12 protein-coding genes are annotated in these 17,673 nt (G+C 64.1%); 8 read left to right on the top strand and 4 right to left on the bottom strand.

The window, feature by feature from the left end; genetic code table 11:
* Positions 1-2: 2 nt before the first annotated feature.
* From ACOOE2_RS15810 to ACOOE2_RS15830, 5 genes are all read left to right on the top strand, one after another.
* Positions 3-905 carry a VOC family protein gene (locus ACOOE2_RS15810; protein ID WP_420383952.1) on the top strand — a complete coding sequence of 301 codons (903 nt, stop codon included), beginning with the start codon at positions 3-5 and terminating at the stop codon, positions 903-905.
* A 3-nt stretch (positions 906-908) separates the two neighbouring features.
* Positions 909-2,081: an alpha/beta hydrolase family protein gene (locus ACOOE2_RS15815; protein ID WP_420383953.1), complete on the top strand. Its 1,173-nt coding sequence runs from the start codon at positions 909-911 to the stop codon at positions 2,079-2,081.
* Positions 2,082-2,091: 10 nt separating this feature from the next.
* Positions 2,092-2,871 carry a cyclase family protein gene (locus tag ACOOE2_RS15820; protein WP_420383954.1) on the top strand — a complete coding sequence of 260 codons (780 nt, stop codon included), beginning with the start codon at positions 2,092-2,094 and terminating at the stop codon, positions 2,869-2,871.
* A 4-nt stretch (positions 2,872-2,875) separates the two neighbouring features.
* Entirely contained in the window at positions 2,876-3,844 is a 969-nt protein-coding gene (locus tag ACOOE2_RS15825) for a fumarylacetoacetate hydrolase family protein (RefSeq protein ID WP_420383955.1), read from the top strand.
* Between the two features lie 342 nt (positions 3,845-4,186).
* Positions 4,187-6,292 (top strand): putative bifunctional diguanylate cyclase/phosphodiesterase, encoded by a 2,106-nt coding sequence (locus ACOOE2_RS15830; RefSeq protein ID WP_420383956.1) that lies wholly within the window; start codon positions 4,187-4,189, stop codon positions 6,290-6,292.
* A gap of 19 nt (positions 6,293-6,311) precedes the next feature.
* Here ACOOE2_RS15830 and ACOOE2_RS15835 read toward each other — a convergent pair whose 3' ends face one another.
* Complete coding sequence (locus ACOOE2_RS15835) at positions 6,312-7,676, bottom strand: ATP-binding protein (protein ID WP_420383957.1); 1,365 nt, start codon at positions 7,674-7,676, stop codon at positions 6,312-6,314.
* Positions 7,673-8,335 carry a response regulator gene (locus ACOOE2_RS15840; protein ID WP_420383958.1) on the bottom strand — a complete coding sequence of 221 codons (663 nt, stop codon included), beginning with the start codon at positions 8,333-8,335 and terminating at the stop codon, positions 7,673-7,675. Before ACOOE2_RS15840 ends, ACOOE2_RS15835 begins: the two co-directional genes overlap by 4 nt.
* A 123-nt stretch (positions 8,336-8,458) precedes the next feature.
* Between ACOOE2_RS15840 and ACOOE2_RS15845 the strand changes: the two genes are divergently transcribed.
* Together ACOOE2_RS15845 and ppk2 are read left to right on the top strand one after the other, a co-directional pair.
* On the top strand, positions 8,459-9,043 hold the full coding sequence (locus ACOOE2_RS15845) for a hypothetical protein (protein ID WP_420383959.1): 585 nt from the start codon (positions 8,459-8,461) through the stop codon (positions 9,041-9,043).
* A 142-nt stretch (positions 9,044-9,185) separates the two neighbouring features.
* Positions 9,186-10,097, top strand: coding sequence for a polyphosphate kinase 2 (gene ppk2, locus ACOOE2_RS15850; RefSeq protein WP_420383960.1), 912 nt, complete (start codon positions 9,186-9,188; stop codon positions 10,095-10,097).
* Positions 10,098-10,103: 6 nt separating this feature from the next.
* Here the strand turns inward: ppk2 and ACOOE2_RS15855 are convergent, their stop codons facing one another.
* The gene (locus tag ACOOE2_RS15855) at positions 10,104-10,505 is read right to left on the bottom strand and encodes a DoxX family protein (RefSeq protein ID WP_420383961.1); all 402 of its coding nucleotides are present in this window, start codon (positions 10,503-10,505) and stop codon (positions 10,104-10,106) included.
* Positions 10,506-10,624: 119 nt separating this feature from the next.
* Here ACOOE2_RS15855 and ACOOE2_RS15860 point away from each other — a divergent pair, with 119 nt between their 5' ends.
* Positions 10,625-12,490 carry a CshA/CshB family fibrillar adhesin-related protein gene (locus ACOOE2_RS15860; protein ID WP_420383962.1) on the top strand — a complete coding sequence of 622 codons (1,866 nt, stop codon included), beginning with the start codon at positions 10,625-10,627 and terminating at the stop codon, positions 12,488-12,490.
* Between the two features lie 15 nt (positions 12,491-12,505).
* Here ACOOE2_RS15860 and ACOOE2_RS15865 read toward each other — a convergent pair whose 3' ends face one another.
* Positions 12,506-17,656 carry a hypothetical protein gene (locus ACOOE2_RS15865; RefSeq protein ID WP_420383963.1) on the bottom strand — a complete coding sequence of 1,717 codons (5,151 nt, stop codon included), beginning with the start codon at positions 17,654-17,656 and terminating at the stop codon, positions 12,506-12,508.
* Positions 17,657-17,673 lie beyond the last annotated feature (17 nt).

Below are 17,673 nucleotides of genomic sequence, written 5' to 3' on the forward strand. Positions count from 1 at the left end.
CCATGAGCCGAGTGACCGATATCCGATACGTGGGTTACGGCGTGGTCGATTTCGACGCCGAATCCGAATTCTACGCCAATGTCTGGGGCCTGGAGCCCGTGATCAGCGATGACGGACGCGCCTGGTTCAAGACGCAGGGCCATGACGAGCACCAGGTCGTCAGCCTGCGCAAGGCCGATGCCAACCGCGTCGACGTGATCGCACTGGCGACCGAAACCGACGCCGATGTCGATGCGCTGGCTGAAAAAGTCGTCGCAGCGGGCGGCCGGATCGTGCATGCGCCGCGCGCGCTGACCACGCCCGGCGGCGGCTATGGCTTCCGCTTTTTCTCGCCCGACGGCCTGCCGTTTGAAGTCAGCGCCAATGTGGCACGCGGCACCAGCCGTGCCCTCACGCGCTGGGAAGGCCTGCCCGAACGGATCAGCCACATCGTGCTGCATTCGCCCGATCACAAGGCACTGGCCGCGTGGTTCTGCGATGTGCTCGGCTTCAAGACGTCCGACTGGCTGGGGGATTTCATGGTGTTCCTGCGCTGCAATTCGGCGCATCACCGCTTTGCGATCCTGCCGGGGCCGCCCTGCCTCAACCATGTCGCGTACGACATGCCCAGCGTCGATGACATGATGCGCGGTATTCACCGGCTCAAACACAGCGGCATCGACATCGGCTGGGGCCCCGGTCGCCACACCGCGGGCAACAACACGTTCAGCTATTTCGTGACGCCCGGCGGGTTCGTCGCCGAATACACCAGCGAGCTGGAAGACGTGGATTTTGCCACGCACGAAGCGACCGTGCACATCCCCACGCCGCAGACGATGGACCAGTGGGGCATCGGCACCGGCGGCCCGCAGACGCTGCCCCATCCGCACCCCAATCCGGGCCTGTTCACCACGGTCGAGGCCTGAACGATGGCACTGCTTGAACTTTTTCCCAACTATATCTGGAACCTGTCGGTCGCAATTGCGATGCAGTCGGGCGGGCAGGTCGGCGAAATCGTCGACATGTGCCAGCCGATCAGGGATGCCGCTGCCAATGGCGCGGATGCGGGCACGCCCGCCTTCATGCGGCAGTGGGCGGCGATGGGCGACAAGCTGATCGAACTGGCCGGCGAGGACGAAGCGCGCGGCCGCAAGTTGAGTGCGTCGGACAAGCTGGAGCGCGCCTCGCTCTATCTGTTCACCGCCGAGCGCATGCAGGGCCATGGCCATCCAGGTCGCCAGGATACGTATGCCAAGGCACTGGCGACGTTTGCCAGATCGACGGCGCTGGGCGGGATCAACCGCGAACGCGTCGACGTACCGCTGGGCGACGATTACCCCGCAGGCGCGACAATGCCCGCGCTTTACGTCCGCGCGCCCGGCCCCGGCCCGCATCCGGTGGTGGTCTATTGCAATGGCCTCGATAGCTGCAAGGAGCTGCTGTACTGGTCGCACCTGCCCGCCGCCCTGGCGCGACGCGGCATTTCCACGCTGTGTGTCGATCAGCCGGGCAGCGGCGAGGCGCTGCGCCTGCAGAACCTGCCTGTTACTCCCGAAAGCGAACGCTGGGCTTCGCGCGCAGTCGACTGGCTGGAAACGCAGCCCGATGTCGATCCCAAACGCATCGGCATGACCGGCATTTCGCTGGGCGGGCATTTCGCCCCGCGCGCGGTCGCCTATGAGCCGCGCTTTGCCAGCGGCGCCTGCTGGGGCGCCAATCACAACTGGCGCGAAGTGCAGGACAAGCGCATGAAGAAAGAGGGTGAAAACCCCGTGCCGCATTACTGGGCGCATGTGATGTGGGCGTTCGGCGCCAGCGATATGGATGATTTCCTGGCGAAATCCGATGGCATGAATCTCAACGGCCATATGGATGGCGTGCGCGTTCCGTTCCTGGTCACCCACGGCGCCAGCGATCGCCAGATCAGCGTGCAATATGCGCATGACTGCTACGAGCAGCTGGTCAACAGCCCACGCCGCGAATTGAAGATCTTTACCGCCCGCGAAGGCGGTGTCGAACATGTCGGCGCCGACAACATGAGCTATGGCTGCGATTACATCGCCGACTGGTTTGCAGATACGCTGGGCGGAACAATCGGTTAGGAACACTCCAATGGCACGTCAATTCATCGATCTGTCGATCACGCTGTGCAACGACGTGGTGTCGGACCCGCCGTTCATGCGTCCGCACATCACGTATCAGACACATGACGAAACCGTGGCCGAGGCCGGTCATTTCTTTCCCGGCCTCACGGCCGAGGCAATCCCGGGCGGCGAAGGGTTTGCGGCGGCGGAAACCATCACACTGACCACGCACAACGGCACGCATCTGGATGCGCCGTGGCATTTTCACCCCACGATGAATGGCGGCGAACGCGCGATCACGATCGATGAAGTGCCGCTGGAATGGTGTTTCCAGCCAGGCGTCAAGCTCGATTTCCGGCATTTCCCCGATGGCTACGTCGTGACCGCCCAAGACGTCGAGGATGAACTGGCGCGTATCGGTCACACGCTGCAACCGCTCGAGATCGTGGTGGTCAACACCGCGGCGGGCATGGCGCTCGGCCGTCCCGATTTCGTCAATGTCGGCTGCGGCATGGGCTATGAGGCGACGATGTACCTGACCAGCCGGGGCATCCGCGTGACCGGAACCGATGCGTGGAGCTGGGATGCGCCGTTCAGCCACACTGCCAAGAAAGTGGCCGAAACCGGCGATACCTCGCTGATCTGGGAAGGCCACAAGGCCGGCCGCGACATCGGTTATTGCCACCTGGAAAAGCTGCACAATCTGGAAAGTCTGCCGTCGTCGGGTTTCACGATGTCGTGCTTTCCGCACAAGATCAAAGGCGCGTCGGCCGGATGGACCCGCGCCGTCGCGATCATCGAGGACTGAACAGATGCGGCTGGCAACCTTGCGCGACGGCAGCCCGGATGGCGTGCTGGTGCTCGTTTCGAACGATGGCCAGCGCATGATCAGCGGCGGCACCACCCTGATCGCGGCCATTGCCGACTGGGCCACGGCCGAGCCGGCGCTGCAGGCGCTGGCCACGCGGCTGAATGCCGGCGGTGGCGATCTGCTGGACCATGCCCTGATCGCCGCGCCAATGCCGCGATCATGGCAATGGCTCGACGGATCGGCCTTTCACCAGCACGGCGATCTGATGCAGATTGCGTTCAGCATGCCGCCGACCCCCACCGATCGCCCGCTGATGTACCAAGGCATGTCCGACCGGTTTTACGGCCCGACCGATCCGATCCCGTTTGGGAGCGAGGCCAATGGCATCGATTTCGAAGGCGAATTCGGCGTGATCGTCGATGCCGTACCGATGGGCACCACCGCCGCCGACGCCGCCGGTCATATTCGCCTGATCGTGCAGATCAACGACTGGTCGCTGCGCACACTCGCTCCTGTCGAAATGAAAACCGGGTTCGGCTGGATCCAGGCCAAACCGCCATGCAGCATGGCGCCGTTTGCCGTGACGCCCGATGAACTGGGCGCGGACTGGCGCGACGGACGCGTGTGCTGCGACCTGGCGATAGAATGGAACGGAGACCGCTTCGGCCTGGTCAACGGTGACCAGATGGCGTTTTCGTTCCCCGAACTGGTTGCCCATGCCGCCGCCACGCGCGATCTGGTTGCCGGCACGATCATCGGTTCGGGCACGGTTTCGAACCGCGAATATGCCACGCGCGGATCGGCCTGTATCTCGGAACGCCGCGCCATCGAAATGATCGCCGAAGGCAAGCCGCAAACCGCATTCATGGCACACGGCGACCATGTCCGCATGGAAGGCCGCACCAGCGACGGGCGCACGCCGTTCGGCGCAATCGACCAGGGAATCATCAAGGCACAAGCGCGCACCTGAATCCGAAATGCCCATCGGGGCGCAATCGCGCACGAGACGCCTTGGCGATGACACGCTGATCCGCGCCGTTATCCCGGCCTCGCTGCCCTTGTGCAGATATTTGGTTAATTATCAACACTATAATACCGGATTTTGGCGCCGAATGGCGACCAAGGTGATGGTCTGCGTCCACCGGTTTCGTACACGTTGCCCCCCGTTTTTTATCGGTGAGGGGGTGCGGTCTTGTTAACGATTTTCGCTTAAATATGAAGGGGTTCGCCGCTCCGAGGATTGACCGAGTTGCCAAAAAGCCAAGACACCGGCCCGAAAACGTTCAGGGCGTCGGCGCGCAAGCAACCGGCCTTGAGGCCTGACGACGTCGGCCAGGTGGCGTTTGATTGGTTTCAGGCGCAGCCGGGTTGCATGTTGCTGGCGGTGGCCGATGCACAAGCACGGCCTGTGGGGCAATTGGAACGGACCAGTTTCCTGCTGCGCTTTGGCAGCCAGTACGGCAACGCCATTTATGCGCGTCGTCCGGTGTCGCTGACGATGGAGCCCGTCAATCTGATGATCGAAGCGGATGACGACGCCGTCGAATTCGCCGAACGGGCGCTCGACCTGTTCGCAGACGAGCTTTGGCGCGGATTTATTATCGTCGATCAGGGGCGGTATCTGGGCGTCAGCGGGATGATCGAATTGTTGCGCGCAACCACGCAGGAGCGCACGTCTAACGCGCGCAAGCTGCGTAGCCTGGCAGACGATCTGCGCAAATCCAATCGGGCTCTCGAACGCCAGCGCCGACTTGCCGAAGCGGTCATCGAACATATTCCCTCGCTGATCGCCGTGCGGGGCCAGCGTGATGGCACATTGCGGCTGATTAACCGCGCCGGGGCCGAGATGATGGGCAAGTTGAACGAAAAGGTGATGAGACGAAGTGCCGTAGCATCCCGGCCCGGCGATATGATGCAGCAGATACTCAGGGCCGACGCCACGCTGGCACGGCAACCGCCGGCGATGCCGTGTGACCTCACATTCACGATTCCCGGCGCCATGCAGCAACGCATCATTCGGGCGATGCAGATCCCGATCCCCATGCCTGACGACGATGCGCTGACGCTGACCATTGCCGAGGACGTGACCGAAGTGCGCCGCGCCACTTCGCGGATCGAGGAACTGGCGCTGTTCGATGTCCTGACCGGGTTGCCAAATCGCGTCCAGCTGAACAACCGGCTGATTTCGTTGCTGGATACCGAGGTCTCGGGCGCGATGGCGCGCCCTGAAGTTGCCCTGATCGCGATAGACCTGGACCGGTTCAAGATGGTCAATGACACGTTTGGTCATGATGCGGGGGACATGGTGCTGCGCGAAATGGCTGCGCGGTTGCGCCTGGCCGTAAGGCCGGAGGATCTGTCGGTGCGGATCGGCGGCGATGAATTTGCGGTGCTCGTCAGTGCCCCGTCGCTCGCGACGCTAAGCGAAATCGTCGCCCAGCGCCTGTGCGAAAGCATGAAGCAGCCGTTCCATATCCGCGACAAGATCGTCCATCTCGGCGGCAGTATCGGCATCGCCATCTACCCGCACGATTGCCAAAATGCCGACGAGCTTATGAAGCACGCCGATATGGCGATGTACGACGCCAAGGCCAATGGCAAAGGCACCTGGCGCCGGTTTTCGCCTGGCATGCGCGAAGGCCTCGAACAGCGCAGCGCGTTGGAAATGGAACTGCGGCAGGCGCTGGCACGGGGCCAATTGGCGATACACCTGCAACCGCAGATGGACATTGCCGACCGGCGGATTTCGGGTTTCGAATGCCTGGCCCGCTGGACGCATCCCGATCTCGGCCAGGTTCCGCCGGCGGTGTTTATCCCGCTGGCCGAAGATATCGGGCTGATCGGCGAACTGGGCGAATGGATCATCCAGCAATCCTGCAGGATCGGACGCACGCTGCCCGCCGGCATGTCGATTGCGGTCAACGTTTCGGCAGTTCAGTTCCGTCTGCCCGGGCTGGTCGAATGTATCCAGGCCGCGCTGGCGGACAGTGGGCTGGAGGCCGACAGGCTCGAGCTGGAAGTCACCGAAAGCATGCTGATCGCCGACGAAGCGCAAGTGATGATCAGCTTCAACCGCCTGAAAGCACTGGGCGTGCGCATTGCCCTCGATGACTTCGGTACGGGGTTTGCCTCGTTTACGTATCTCAAGCGTTATGCGTTCGACAAGATCAAGATCGATCGCAGCTTTGTCAGCGGGTTGCCGCAAGACGCATCATCGCGCGCAATCGTATCGGCAGTGGCTGTGCTGGGCAGCCAGCTGGGTGCGGTGGTCACGGCCGAGGGTGTCGAAACCGACGTTCAGTACGAAGCGCTGGAGCGATTGGGCTGCATGCAGGTACAGGGGTACCTGATCGGACGCCCGTCGGCCGATCCCTATCAGTATCTGCAACCACCATACGGCCAAAAGCGCATGGCTTGAGCGAAGCGCGCCGAGCAGGTCATGGCGCGACGGGCATCAATATAACCGCGCGCAGGCCGCCGCCGGAGGCCGGCTCGAGCGCCAGGCTGCCACCGTTGATTTCGAGCAGTTCCTGCGCGATCGGCAAACCGAAACCGTGGCCGTCCCCGCGCTCGTCGATCCTGCGTCCGGGCGCCAGCGCATCGCGTATCGCACCGTGGTCGAGCCCCGGCCCGTCATCCGCGATCGTCAGTTCGATGGAGGCTTCGACCATCCGCGCGCCAACGGTAATCGTCGCGCTTGCATGCTGCCAGGCATTGTCGAGCAGATTGCCGACGATCTCGTCCAGATCCTGCGGATCGATCGCGACGATGAAGTCCGCCGCCACATCGATCGCGATGCCCACAGGCCGTTCGGCGTGGATCCGGGCCAGCGCGCCGGCAATGTCGGCGATCGCCGGAGCCAGCGGCGTCCGGCTTCGGGCGCTGCCGCCCTGCGCGCGCGCGCGGGCGCGGCCCAGATGATGGCGCACCCGCCGGTCGATCTGATCGACCATCGCGCCCAGGCTGCCATCGGGATCGCGCCCGGGCTCGGCCAGTTTCAGCCCGAGCGCGGCGAGCGGGGTCTTCAGGCCATGCGCCAGGTTCGACACATGCCGGCGGGCGTGCGCCAGGCCCTGTTCGTTCTGATCGATCAGCGCGTTGAGCTCGGTTGCCAGCGGCGCGATTTCGGCAGGCAGGCCGCTTGAAATATAGTGCAGCCGGCCCGACCGTACCTCGGCCAGTTCCAGCCGGAGCCGGCGCAGCGGGGCCAGGCCAAGCCGCAATTGCAACAGTGTCGCGCCGGCCAACCCCGCGCCCAGCACGCAGAGCGAGACCAGCAGCGGCACCAGCGCCTCGTGCAGCGGGGCGATCGCGACCGCGCGCGGGCCTGCGGCGGTCAGCACCACCGGGCCAGCGGACGTATCCACCGCGATCCGGCGAAAATGCACGTCATGATTGTCCCCCGGGTGGGGATGGCCTGCCGCCGGGTGGGGATGGCCTGCCGCCGGGCCGGGCCTGTCCGGCCCCAACGGCGGATCTGGCATGTCGGACATACGCGGCGCATCGATGGCGGCGCCGTGCGTCCACGCGCCTGCCGGGCCATCCACGCGCCAGCCCCAGCCAGAGCCCGGTTCGTCGAATGCCGGCAGGCTGATTGCGCGCGCACGATCCAGCGAGCCATCGCGGCGTATGGCGCGCGCCAGCACGTCGACCTGGGCGTCGAGCTGCTGATCCAGCCCTTGTGTGACAAACCGTTCGAGCACATGGCCGATCGCAAAGCCGGCAAACACCAGCGCCACCAGCGTGGTAAGCGCAGCAATGCCGAGCAGCCGCCCGAACAGCGAACGCGGTATGAGGGTCATGATCCGGCGGTCAGGCGATACCCCCGCCCCCGCACGGTTTCGATCATGCCTGCGCCGATCTTGCGCCGCAACCGGCCGATGATGACCTCGATCGAATTGGAATCGACGTCGGCATCGCCTTCGTAAACCCGCTCGATCAATTGCGCGCGCTCGATCACGACCTCCTTGCGCAGCATCAGCGCCGACAGCACCCGCCATTCGAACGCGGTCAGCTTCAGCGGCAACCCGTCCAGCTCGAACAGGCCGAGTTGCGCATCGAACGCGACCGGGCCGCATACTATCCGCGATCCGGCGTGCCCGGCGGCGCGGCGGACCAGCGCGCGCAGCCGCATCACGACTTCCTCGACGCGAAACGGCTTGGTCAGATAATCATCGGCGCCCGCCTTGAACCCGGCGACTTTTTCGGACCAGCCATCGCGTGCGGTCAGGATCAGCACGGGCAACGTGCGCCCTTGTGCGCGCCAGTCGCGCAGGACCGAAATGCCGTCGCGCAACGGCAGGCCCAGATCGAGCACGGCGGCGTCATACAATTCGGTCGCGCCAAGATGGCCACCGTCCTCGCCATTGCCCGCAACATCGACCGCAAAGTTTTCCGCGCGCAGCGCGCGCGCGATCCCGTCGGCCAGGGTGCTGTCGTCTTCGACCACAAGTATCCGCACAATCTCGTCCTTTCGGGCCCCGACTAGCCCGCCAACCCCAACCGAACCTGAACCACAGGGTTCAGCGTGCGTCGGAACGAATCGGGTAAACGATGGTCATCGGATAGCTAAAAGGAGATACCGATGTCTGATACCCCAATGTCTGAACCAACCGATCGCCGGCGCTTTGCCGGCAGCAACCGCGCCATGGTGGCCATCGCCGCAGCTTTCGTCGCGCTCGGCGGCGGCGCGGGCGCCATTGCCATGCACGCAGGGCAACCCACCGTGACGATGGCCCCCGCCGTCCCGGTTGCCATCCATTCGCTGACGTCCGGCACCATCGTGACGGTCAAGGGCCGTGTCGCCGAAATCTACGGCAACAAGTTCATCATGGCCGATACCAGCGGCCGTGCGCTGGTCGACACCGGCCCGCATGGCGAACGCGCGCTGGTGACCGTGGGCGAGGACGTGACCGTTCAGGGCCGTTTCGACCGCGGTTTCATGCATGCATCATTCCTGGTCGGCCCGGATGCCAAGGTCACTGCGCTGGAACCGCTGGACGGCCCGCATGGCGGACCTGGCCACCACCACGGACCGCGCCACGGGCCTGACGATGGCCCCGGTGACGAACGCGAAAATGGCCCCGGGGACGGTCCCGATCATGGCCCCGGCGCGCCGCCACCCCCGCCGCCGCCCGCTGCAGCGGCGGTTGCCGCTCCAGCCAAATAGGCTTCGCGCCGGTGATGGCCTGTTGGGTATGCCCTTTGCATACTTGCCGATGCCATCGCCGGCCGGCCGCGTAGCGCACTTGTCATATCGACAAGATAGGCCGGCCGTGTTTAATCCACGCCTGCGCTGCGGAGAATGAGCCATGGACGACAACACCCGGTACAACCTCGAGCGCATGAAGGACGAAATCGTCGACAGCTTCGACGAAGAGCTCGAGCTCGAAATGGACGAGGCGCATCTCGAGCTGCTGACCCAGGAAGGGCTGGCGCACGATCGCAAGCGTATGGACCGGGGCACGTATTTCCGTGAATTGTTCCGGCTGCAGCACGAGCTGGTGCGGTTGCAGGACTGGGTCCAGTACAAGAAACTGAAAGTCGTGGTGCTGTTCGAAGGCCGCGATTCGGCGGGCAAGGGCGGTGCGATCAAGCGCGTGACGCAGCGGCTGAACCCGCGCACCTGCCGCGTCGTGGCCCTGCCCGCGCCAACCGAGCGCGAGCGGCACCAGTGGTATTTTCAGCGGTATGTCCCGCATCTGCCGACCGAGGGCGAAATCGTGCTGTTCGACCGCTCGTGGTACAACCGCGCCGGGGTCGAGCGCGTCATGGGGTTCTGCAGCGAAACCGATGTCGCCGATTTTTTCCGCACCGTGCCCGAATTCGAAAACATGCTGGTGCAATCGGGCATCATCCTGATCAAATACTGGTTTTCGATCACCGACGACGAGCAGGAATTCCGCTTCCAGATGCGGATCCACGATCCGCTGAAACAGTGGAAACTGTCACCGATGGATATGGAAAGCCGCGTGCACTGGGAAGATTATACCAAGGCCAAGGAAGAAATGCTGGCGCGCACGCATACCGAAAAAGCGCCCTGGTGGGTGGTTGCGGCCAATGACAAGCGCCGCGCGCGGCTGAACTGCATCACGCATCTGCTGGCGCAGATCCCTTATGAAGATGTGCCCAAGCAGGACATCACCCTGCCCGCGCGACTGCACCATGCGGACTATGTGCGGCACCCGGTACCACCCGAGCTGTATGTGCCGGAAATTTACTAGCGCGGGTTATCGCGCGCGTTTGAACCGATCCAGCGCCCCGCTGCACCACAGCGCGGCCCAGATCAGCACCGGCTGGGCGATCATGCGGGGGCCGTGATAGGCCCAGCCCAGGCCGCGGTCCGGGCGTGCCAGATCCATCATCATGTGATGGACATTGGCGGGCCAGACGCACAAAGCATAGGCCGCCAGCCCCCACCCGGCCGCCACGCGCAGGCGCGGCGACACCGGTTGCGCAAGACCGATCGCGCCCGCCAGTTCGGCCAGCCCGGTCAACGCGATGACCAGCGGCGCATCGGGCACCCACGCGGGTGTGATCGTCAGGAACGGCGCAGGCTTTGCCAGATGAAGCACACCTGCCGCAAAGTAGGCCGCGACAAGAAAATAACGGGTCAGCCGTCTGGCAAGCATCGATCGTTCTCCCATTCGCCTGTCTTTGCACATCATTATCGCAATTCGTGCGAAATCTTCACAGACTTCGCCGCAAGCGCCGATTGCAGCCGAGTCGCGGTTGCGCCATACCGCTTGCCATGTTCGCAAACTTCTTGGCTTTCGTGCGCCGCGCGCTTTTTCTGGCAACGCTCTGGGCCCTGTCGGCCACAGCCGCATTTGCGGCCAATTGCTACCCGCCGACGTCACAGGGCAGCACCGGTCCGAACGACTGGCAATCGTATTGCTGGGTCGATTTTTCAACATACAACAACACGACTGCGATGTCCGCCAGTGGCCAGAATTTCAGCCTGACCCTGCAGGACGGCACGGTCATGCAATTCAACCTGAAAGTCACCGGCGTTTCGCTGAACCCGGTGTCCAGCCCGTCATGGACAGGCGCGGCCATTGGCAACACCGCGATGCTGGGCATCGGCGGCCTGCCGGTCCTTTACGCCACGGGCGGCGGTAACACGACGGCAACGATTTCCGCGCTTACGCTTACCCCGCCCTCCGGGGGCACGGCGGCGACCAATTACATGATGGCTTTTGCCGATGGCGAATCCACCAATTCGGGCGAAACGCTGCAATTCGTGACCAATGGCGGCAATTGGGTGGTGCTCGACCAGGCTGGCCCGACCAGCGGCAGCAGCTATCCGACCGAAGCGATTGTCACCAACACCGCGACTTTGACCGGCAACGCCAACGCCACTGTCGGCGCCTATGTCTTCGGCACGACCAAGCCGACCACGATCACCACCACGCTGGTTTCGGGGGGCCTGCAAGGATTCATGGTCGCAGTGCGGTTTGCCTCACTCCGGCTCAACACGACGATTGCCGCGGCGCGTGTCGCCGCCGCCGATCAGTTCACATACGGGATCTCATCGACCACCACCGGCGCCACGCTCATCAACGCGACATCGGCCGGCACCGCGCTGACAGGGTTCGGCATCGCCGGGATCGCGACCGCGTCGGGGGTACCCCTGACGCTGACCCAGTCGATGGCGGCGGGCAGTACCGACACGCTGAGCCACTACGTCTCCAGCCTGACCTGCACCAACTCGACCTCGGGATCGGCGACCGCCATGCCGACCGGCGTGACGACCTCGAATTATTCGCTCGGCTCGCTCGCCTATGGCGATGATGTCATGTGCATCTTTACCGAAACGCCCTATCCCCACCTTACGCTCCAAAAAGCGCTGGGCACGGGTGGCCGGCAATTCACAGGCGATCAGTTCGTCGTGAACATCGCGCAAGCGGGCAACACGATCGCCACTGCCACCACCACCGGCTCGGCCGCAACCCTTGCGACCAACGTTACGCCGCAGACACAAGTCACCGCCGGCACCGCCTATACGTTCAACGAAGCCGCATCGGGCACGACGCTGACCAGCCAGTATACGACGGGCCTTGGCTGCACCAACAGCTACGCCGGGTCGGCGACCAAATTGCCGACCACCGTGACCGGCAGCATCACGCCCGCGATGGGCGATGTCGTGCTGTGCACGCTGACCAACACCAAGGTCGCGTCGAACGCCAACCTGACCATCGTCAAGACTTCGGCGCTGGTGTCGGACCCGATCAACGGCACGAACACACCCAGATCAATCCCCGGCGCGATCGTCGCCTATACGCTCACCGTGAGCAATTCCGGCCCGTCGGTGGTCGATTCCAACACCGTGCTGATCGTCGATACCCTGCCCACGCAATTGTCGGTTGGCACTGCGGCAACACCGGTGTTTACCCAGGGATCGCCAACCAGCGCGCTGACTTTTACCGCCAGCACCGACATCGCGTTTTCCAAAGCCACCACGGCGCCGACGAGCTTTGCCGCGTGCAATTACACGCCGACATCAGCGTTTGACCCGGCGGTGCGCTACATCTGCCTCAACCCCAAAGGCACTATGGCCGGATCGAACGGCACTGCGCCCAACTTTGCGATCACGATCCAGGCAAAGGTGAACTGAGCTCGACGCGGATATTTACCGGCGAACTTTGCTGTCCAGCCCGAGGAACCCGAACGTGCTGGTGTCGAATTTCAGCCGCATGCTGACGAATACGCCCTTGTGCGTGCTGTTCGCGGCGGCAAAGTCCGCATCGCGATAGCCCCTGATGTTGTAGCCCACCATCATCAGCACGTTTTTCGCCGGCACGAACCCGATGCTCGGCCCGATCGAAAACCGCGTCGTGTGATCGGTCGGGCTGGTCAGCACCGAAGCCTGGCCACCGATTTCGACCTTTTCGCCAATGCCGACATGCGCGCCCACCCCGGCCATCAGTGTCGTGCCCGCAAGGTTATAGCCGTCATAGGCATCGAAATTGCGACGCGCGGCGACAAACAGGCTGACCTCGCTGCGTTCCGCCAATTCGCCATCGTCACGGCCGTGCGGCGTCCAGTTGACCGAAGCCGACAGGATCAGCCGCCGCGCATGGGCGTCGCCGCTGGTCAGGCCAGGCGCCAGCGAACTGCCCGCTGCCGCGGTCGCCAGCGAGGGCACTTTCGACGTGGTGCTGTCGGTACCGATCAGCGCATAATCCGTGCGATATTCGGCGCGCGCCAGCCATGCGAAGGCCGAGAAATGCGGGCGCCAGGCCATCGCGACCGTCGCATCGAGCACGTCGGTAATCGTACCGGTGGTCCCCACGGCATGCGTATAGGTCAGCCCCGACCCCAGCATTTCGCCATCGCCCAGCTGGTGGATCAGGCCCGCGGTCAAGCCATGGCGCTGCGACAGTTCTCCGGTGCGGTATTCGCCGCGCACCGTCGCGCTCCACAAATCCTTGTGCCAGGCCATGCCCAGCGTGACCGCAGTGTAGTTTTCGACCAGTGACGTCGTGGCGATCCCGTTACCTGTCGATACGCCAGTCAGGGTACCGGCAGAACTTGCCGAGCTGCCCGAACCGGCCAGGCTGGTCGTCGTGGTCGGGCTCGATACGCTTGGCAGACCGGTCACGGCCGACCCCAGCCCGGCGAGCGAGCCGCCCGACAGCACCTTGTTGGTATCGAGCGTGGCATCGAGCGTCAGCCGCTTGTTGAGCGCAAAGCTTTGCGACAGGCCGAAATTGGCGAACGCGCGGGCCATGTTTTCATCGATATTCTGGTTGCCCAGCCCGGCCGTCGCATGGCCGCCCTTCCACGGCTGCATGTCGATGCCGATACGGCCGGTGCGCGTTTTCAGCTCGCTGCTGTCGGCCAGTTCATAGCTGCCGATCAGGCGCGTATGGCTGTTCAGCGCATAACGCGCGCCCACGGTCAGGCTGCCGGGCAGGCTGGCCGCATCGGCGCCGCCCAGCGGCACCGACGTCGCCGCCGACAGCTCCAGCCGGTTGTTCAGCAGTTTTTGCGTGACACTGGCATCGACGGTCGTCGACCGGCCATTGGTCACGCCGTCGTTCTGCTGCAGCGTGGTCATGCCCAGGTTCGCCTGCGTATTCTTGTCGTGGTATTGCAGCTTGAACGAAGCCTGCTTGCGGTTGTCGATCACACCCAGCCCGTCGTCGAGCCACAGGCTGGCAGCGAGCGCGAATTTCGGCGACAGTTTCTTGCGCGCATCCACCCCGACGCGGCGATGGCCCAGTTGTGCGTCACCGGTCTGGCCGACGCCGAAATTCAGGTCCGCGCTGCGTGCATAGGCGACCACGTCGAGCAGTTTGTCGTGATGCTCTTCCTGGATCAGCCAGGCGCGCGACACAGCGCCGGCAAAGGTCGACACCGCGCCTTCGGCCCGCAGTTCTGTGGTCCGGGTGATCTGGAACTTCAGGTCGGCGGCAGCCTCGGTGCTGCGCCCGGTCGATGACCCTTGCGAGGTCGTGTCGCTGATCACCGTGGCGCCGACGCGCAGGCGTTTGTCACGCGTGGTAAAATCCGCGCGCGCCGCGCCGACGAATTTGTCCGCTCCGGCAATCGTGGGATCGATGTCGTAATCGATCACGGCGTATTGCGGGTTCAGACCGGAATCGCGCGACAGCAGCGGCGATTTGAACGTGATCGTGCCGGCAATCGGGTCGATCGTGTAATCGGCATAGGCGGTCAGCGTGGTCGAGCTCAGCACGATATCGGGGCGCACGTGATCACGCGCCTCGACCGTTACCCGCTCGGTGTTGAGCATGATCGCGTTCGATGACAGCGGGTACGGGCCGGACAGGCCGTTGCCTGCGATTTCGTCATGGCGATGCGTCGTCGAGGTGCGCGCGGCAAAACCCTGCAGATGCAGGCCGCCAATCCGCGCCTCGGACTTCAGCCCCGTGGCGGTACGCGAAAACCTGGCCAGCGCGGTCTGGTTGAAGCCCGCTTCGACATCGCCGAAAATGGCATAGAACGTTGCGGTTTCGATGCGGACATACAGCTTGTTGCGGCTGGCAGCATCGAACCGCCGGCTCGAACCATCGCCATAGACCGTGTAATAGGCCCGCGGGTCGATCGTGCCGAGCACGGTCTGGTCGGCGGCCTGCTTGGCGCTGTCATAGGCCAGCGTGACCAGGAATTTGCCCAGGATGCGGCCCTTTGCATAGAATGCGGTGCGCGCATGCTGGCCCAGGTCGCTCGAAATCGCGCTGGTCTTGTCCATGTTGTCGGCGATCGTGCGCGCGCCCAGGCTGCCTTCGGCCAGGCCCACGATCGTCCAGTCGATCTTGCCCGGCTTGACCCAGCTTTCGAGCGTCTGGCTGTGATGCTGATCGTTGTCGGTAAAGTTGAACTGCAGCTGCAGCGCGCCACTGGCCATCGTCGGCGCCAGTTCGATCAGGGCAACGCCGTCGTCGCCTTTCACTGTCCAGTGCGGCGCCTGGCGGGTCAGGCCCGACAGCGCGCGCGACTGCATCATGTCGATCGCATCGGCGCTTTCATACGGCGCCGAAATCGCGACTTCGCCCGACAGCCCGGCATGCACCGGGCGGCCGTTGCGATCGAGAATGCGCACCGCGAGCACCGGCCGCGTGCGGCCATCGGCCAGCAGATGCGTGCGCTCGGCAACGATCTGCCCGCTGAACGCAACATTGTTGAAATGGACAGTGCGCGCCAGATGGCCGGCTATGCTGCCATCGGCATTGCGCACATCGGCGGTCAGTTCGGTGGTTTCGCCATCGATCGGCACGCCGCGCCAGATGCTGATCGCAAAGCTCTGATCGGCGGCGACTTTGGTCGTGTCGCGCATCAGCGCCGACACCGGCTTGCCATTGGCCGACAGATCGATCGTCTGGTTTGCACCATGGCGGATGACGATGCGGACCGCAGGGCTGCGCGGATTGTGATCGGCCGCGGGAAACAGGATCTCGGGCACGCCTTTGCCCTGTGCCAGCCAGTCGGTTTCCGCGCCGGCCGCGACACGCTCGGCGCGCTCGACTTCGGCCTTGATATCGACAGGTGCGGCCGACGCCTGCGCCTTGATCAACTCGGCGTGGAAATTGGCAACCATCAGGCTGCCGCCGTCGCCCACGACAAAGCGGCTGATTGCGCTGCCCGCGGCACGCGTCCCGCCGCCGCACAGCACGAACGTGCCGCCTTCGGGCAAGGTCTGCGGGGCGACCTGCACGACATGGGTGCCCGGGACCAGGCCGTCGAAATGATAGCGGCCGTTCCGGTCGGTGATCGCAAAGCTGCCGTCTTCGAGCATGACGCGCACGCCCGGGATGCCGCGATGGCCGTTCGCCAGACCGCAGCCGCCATCTGTGATCTCACCTACCAATGTCATCCGGCTTGACAAGCCGTCTTCGTCGATCCGCACAACGGCATTGGCCGACGCGGTGGTGCCGGTGATGTCGGTAACTGTCGCGGTATTTTCGGCACGATTGGTGCCGGATTTCGGGCGTACGGTCGCGGTATAGGTGATCTGGCGCGTCCCACCGCTGGCCAGATTGCCCAGCGGCACCGTCAGCAGCGAACCGTCGGGCGCAAACACGGCATTGGCAGCCGTCACGCCATCGATCTTCACCGAACCAGTGCGCAGGCGCAGCAGCGTCGACGGCTTGTCGGTCAGTATCAGCCCGCGCATGGCGTGGGCGGTATCGCTGTTGGACACAGTGACGGTATAGGCGACCAGGTCGCCGGGCTGCGCTTCGCTGATCGAGGCGACTTTGGTGATCTTTGCCGCAGTGACCGGACGATCGACCGGGATGTCGATCTGGATCGGCATCGTATCGGCAACCGAGAACACCCGGCCATACGACGCAGGCGAAATCTTGACCGCCGAGCCGTCGACGCGCTTGAGCGCCGACAATTGCGCTGGGGTCAGTTTCGACGGCGCGGTGTAAGGCGCCGGCGGTGTGATAACAATGCGATAGGTGCCGAGGTGCACTTTGGGAAAGCGATATTCTCCGGCCGGAAGCGTATGCGAAACGCCTGCGCCGTCCACCACTGCAGAACCCGTCTGCACGATCGAGGGCCAGCTGGTGGCGCCATCGTCAGCATAAACGGGAACCGGTGCGCCGGTCGTGGCATCGACGATCGCCACAGTCGCGCCGTTGACCGGAGTGCCGTCGTCGCTGGAAAAGACTTCGCCGAATGGATCGGCCAGCACATTGACGGTCCCAGTGGTCGGCGTGAGACTGGCGCCTGGGAATTCGGGCTGAATGGTGATCGCATCGCCCCCACCGACCGACAGGACACAATCGCCGGGCGCGGGTGACGGCGGAATTGCGGCAGTCGAAATGGAGCCGGCAAACACGCCTGTGTTTGCGCCGGTCTCGGCGATGTTCAGCGTTTCGCGGTCGCCGCTCGTGGTAGTGATGACGGCAGTGATATGGTCGATCGCGGTGGGGCTGAGATTGCCCTGTGGCATCGAGACCGTAAAGAAGAATGCCTGACCAATGGTGATGGTCGCGGCGGGCACGACTCTGGTCTGCGCGCTGCCGGCGGGCGATGCCGCGGCCAGCGAAGACGCAGACGATACTGTCGTCATCGCACATTGCGTCGCCTGGTACGTCAAAGTGGACGTTCCAGACTGTGATGCCAGATAGGTCTGAACTGTAACCGGCAGGATGGCTTCGTTGAATATGACCGTGTTCGAGGCGACAGTTGCCGTCTGGCCACCGACGGGCCAGCTGGCATAGGCAGTGTTGGAAATGGTCTGGGCGCACGCGCCTTCACCCCCCGCCGCTGCGCAAAGCAGGACGAGCAGGGCAACCAGTCCCTTCACCGCCAGTTTCAAGGGCG

The sequence above is a fragment of the Novosphingobium sp. genome (genome assembly GCF_965214355.1).
In the GTDB taxonomy this organism is placed as follows: Bacteria; Pseudomonadota; Alphaproteobacteria; order Sphingomonadales; family Sphingomonadaceae; genus Novosphingobium.

Bases quoted from the DNA above. Each gene is read 5' to 3' on its own strand.
- ACOOE2_RS15855 (WP_420383961.1), bottom strand. From the start codon at position 10,505: ATGCTTGCCAGACGGCTGACCCGTTATTTTCTTGTCGCGGCCTACTTT.
- ACOOE2_RS15820 (WP_420383954.1), top strand. From the start codon at position 2,092: ATGGCACGTCAATTCATCGATCTGTCGATCACGCTGTGCAACGACGTG.
- ACOOE2_RS15815 (WP_420383953.1), top strand. From the start codon at position 909: ATGGCACTGCTTGAACTTTTTCCCAACTATATCTGGAACCTGTCGGTC.
- ppk2 (WP_420383960.1), top strand. From the start codon at position 9,186: ATGGACGACAACACCCGGTACAACCTCGAGCGCATGAAGGACGAAATC.
- ACOOE2_RS15810 (WP_420383952.1), top strand. From the start codon at position 3: ATGAGCCGAGTGACCGATATCCGATACGTGGGTTACGGCGTGGTCGAT.
- ACOOE2_RS15825 (WP_420383955.1), top strand. From the start codon at position 2,876: ATGCGGCTGGCAACCTTGCGCGACGGCAGCCCGGATGGCGTGCTGGTG.
- ACOOE2_RS15860 (WP_420383962.1), top strand. From the start codon at position 10,625: ATGTTCGCAAACTTCTTGGCTTTCGTGCGCCGCGCGCTTTTTCTGGCA.
- ACOOE2_RS15835 (WP_420383957.1), bottom strand. From the start codon at position 7,676: ATGACCCTCATACCGCGTTCGCTGTTCGGGCGGCTGCTCGGCATTGCT.
- ACOOE2_RS15845 (WP_420383959.1), top strand. From the start codon at position 8,459: ATGTCTGATACCCCAATGTCTGAACCAACCGATCGCCGGCGCTTTGCC.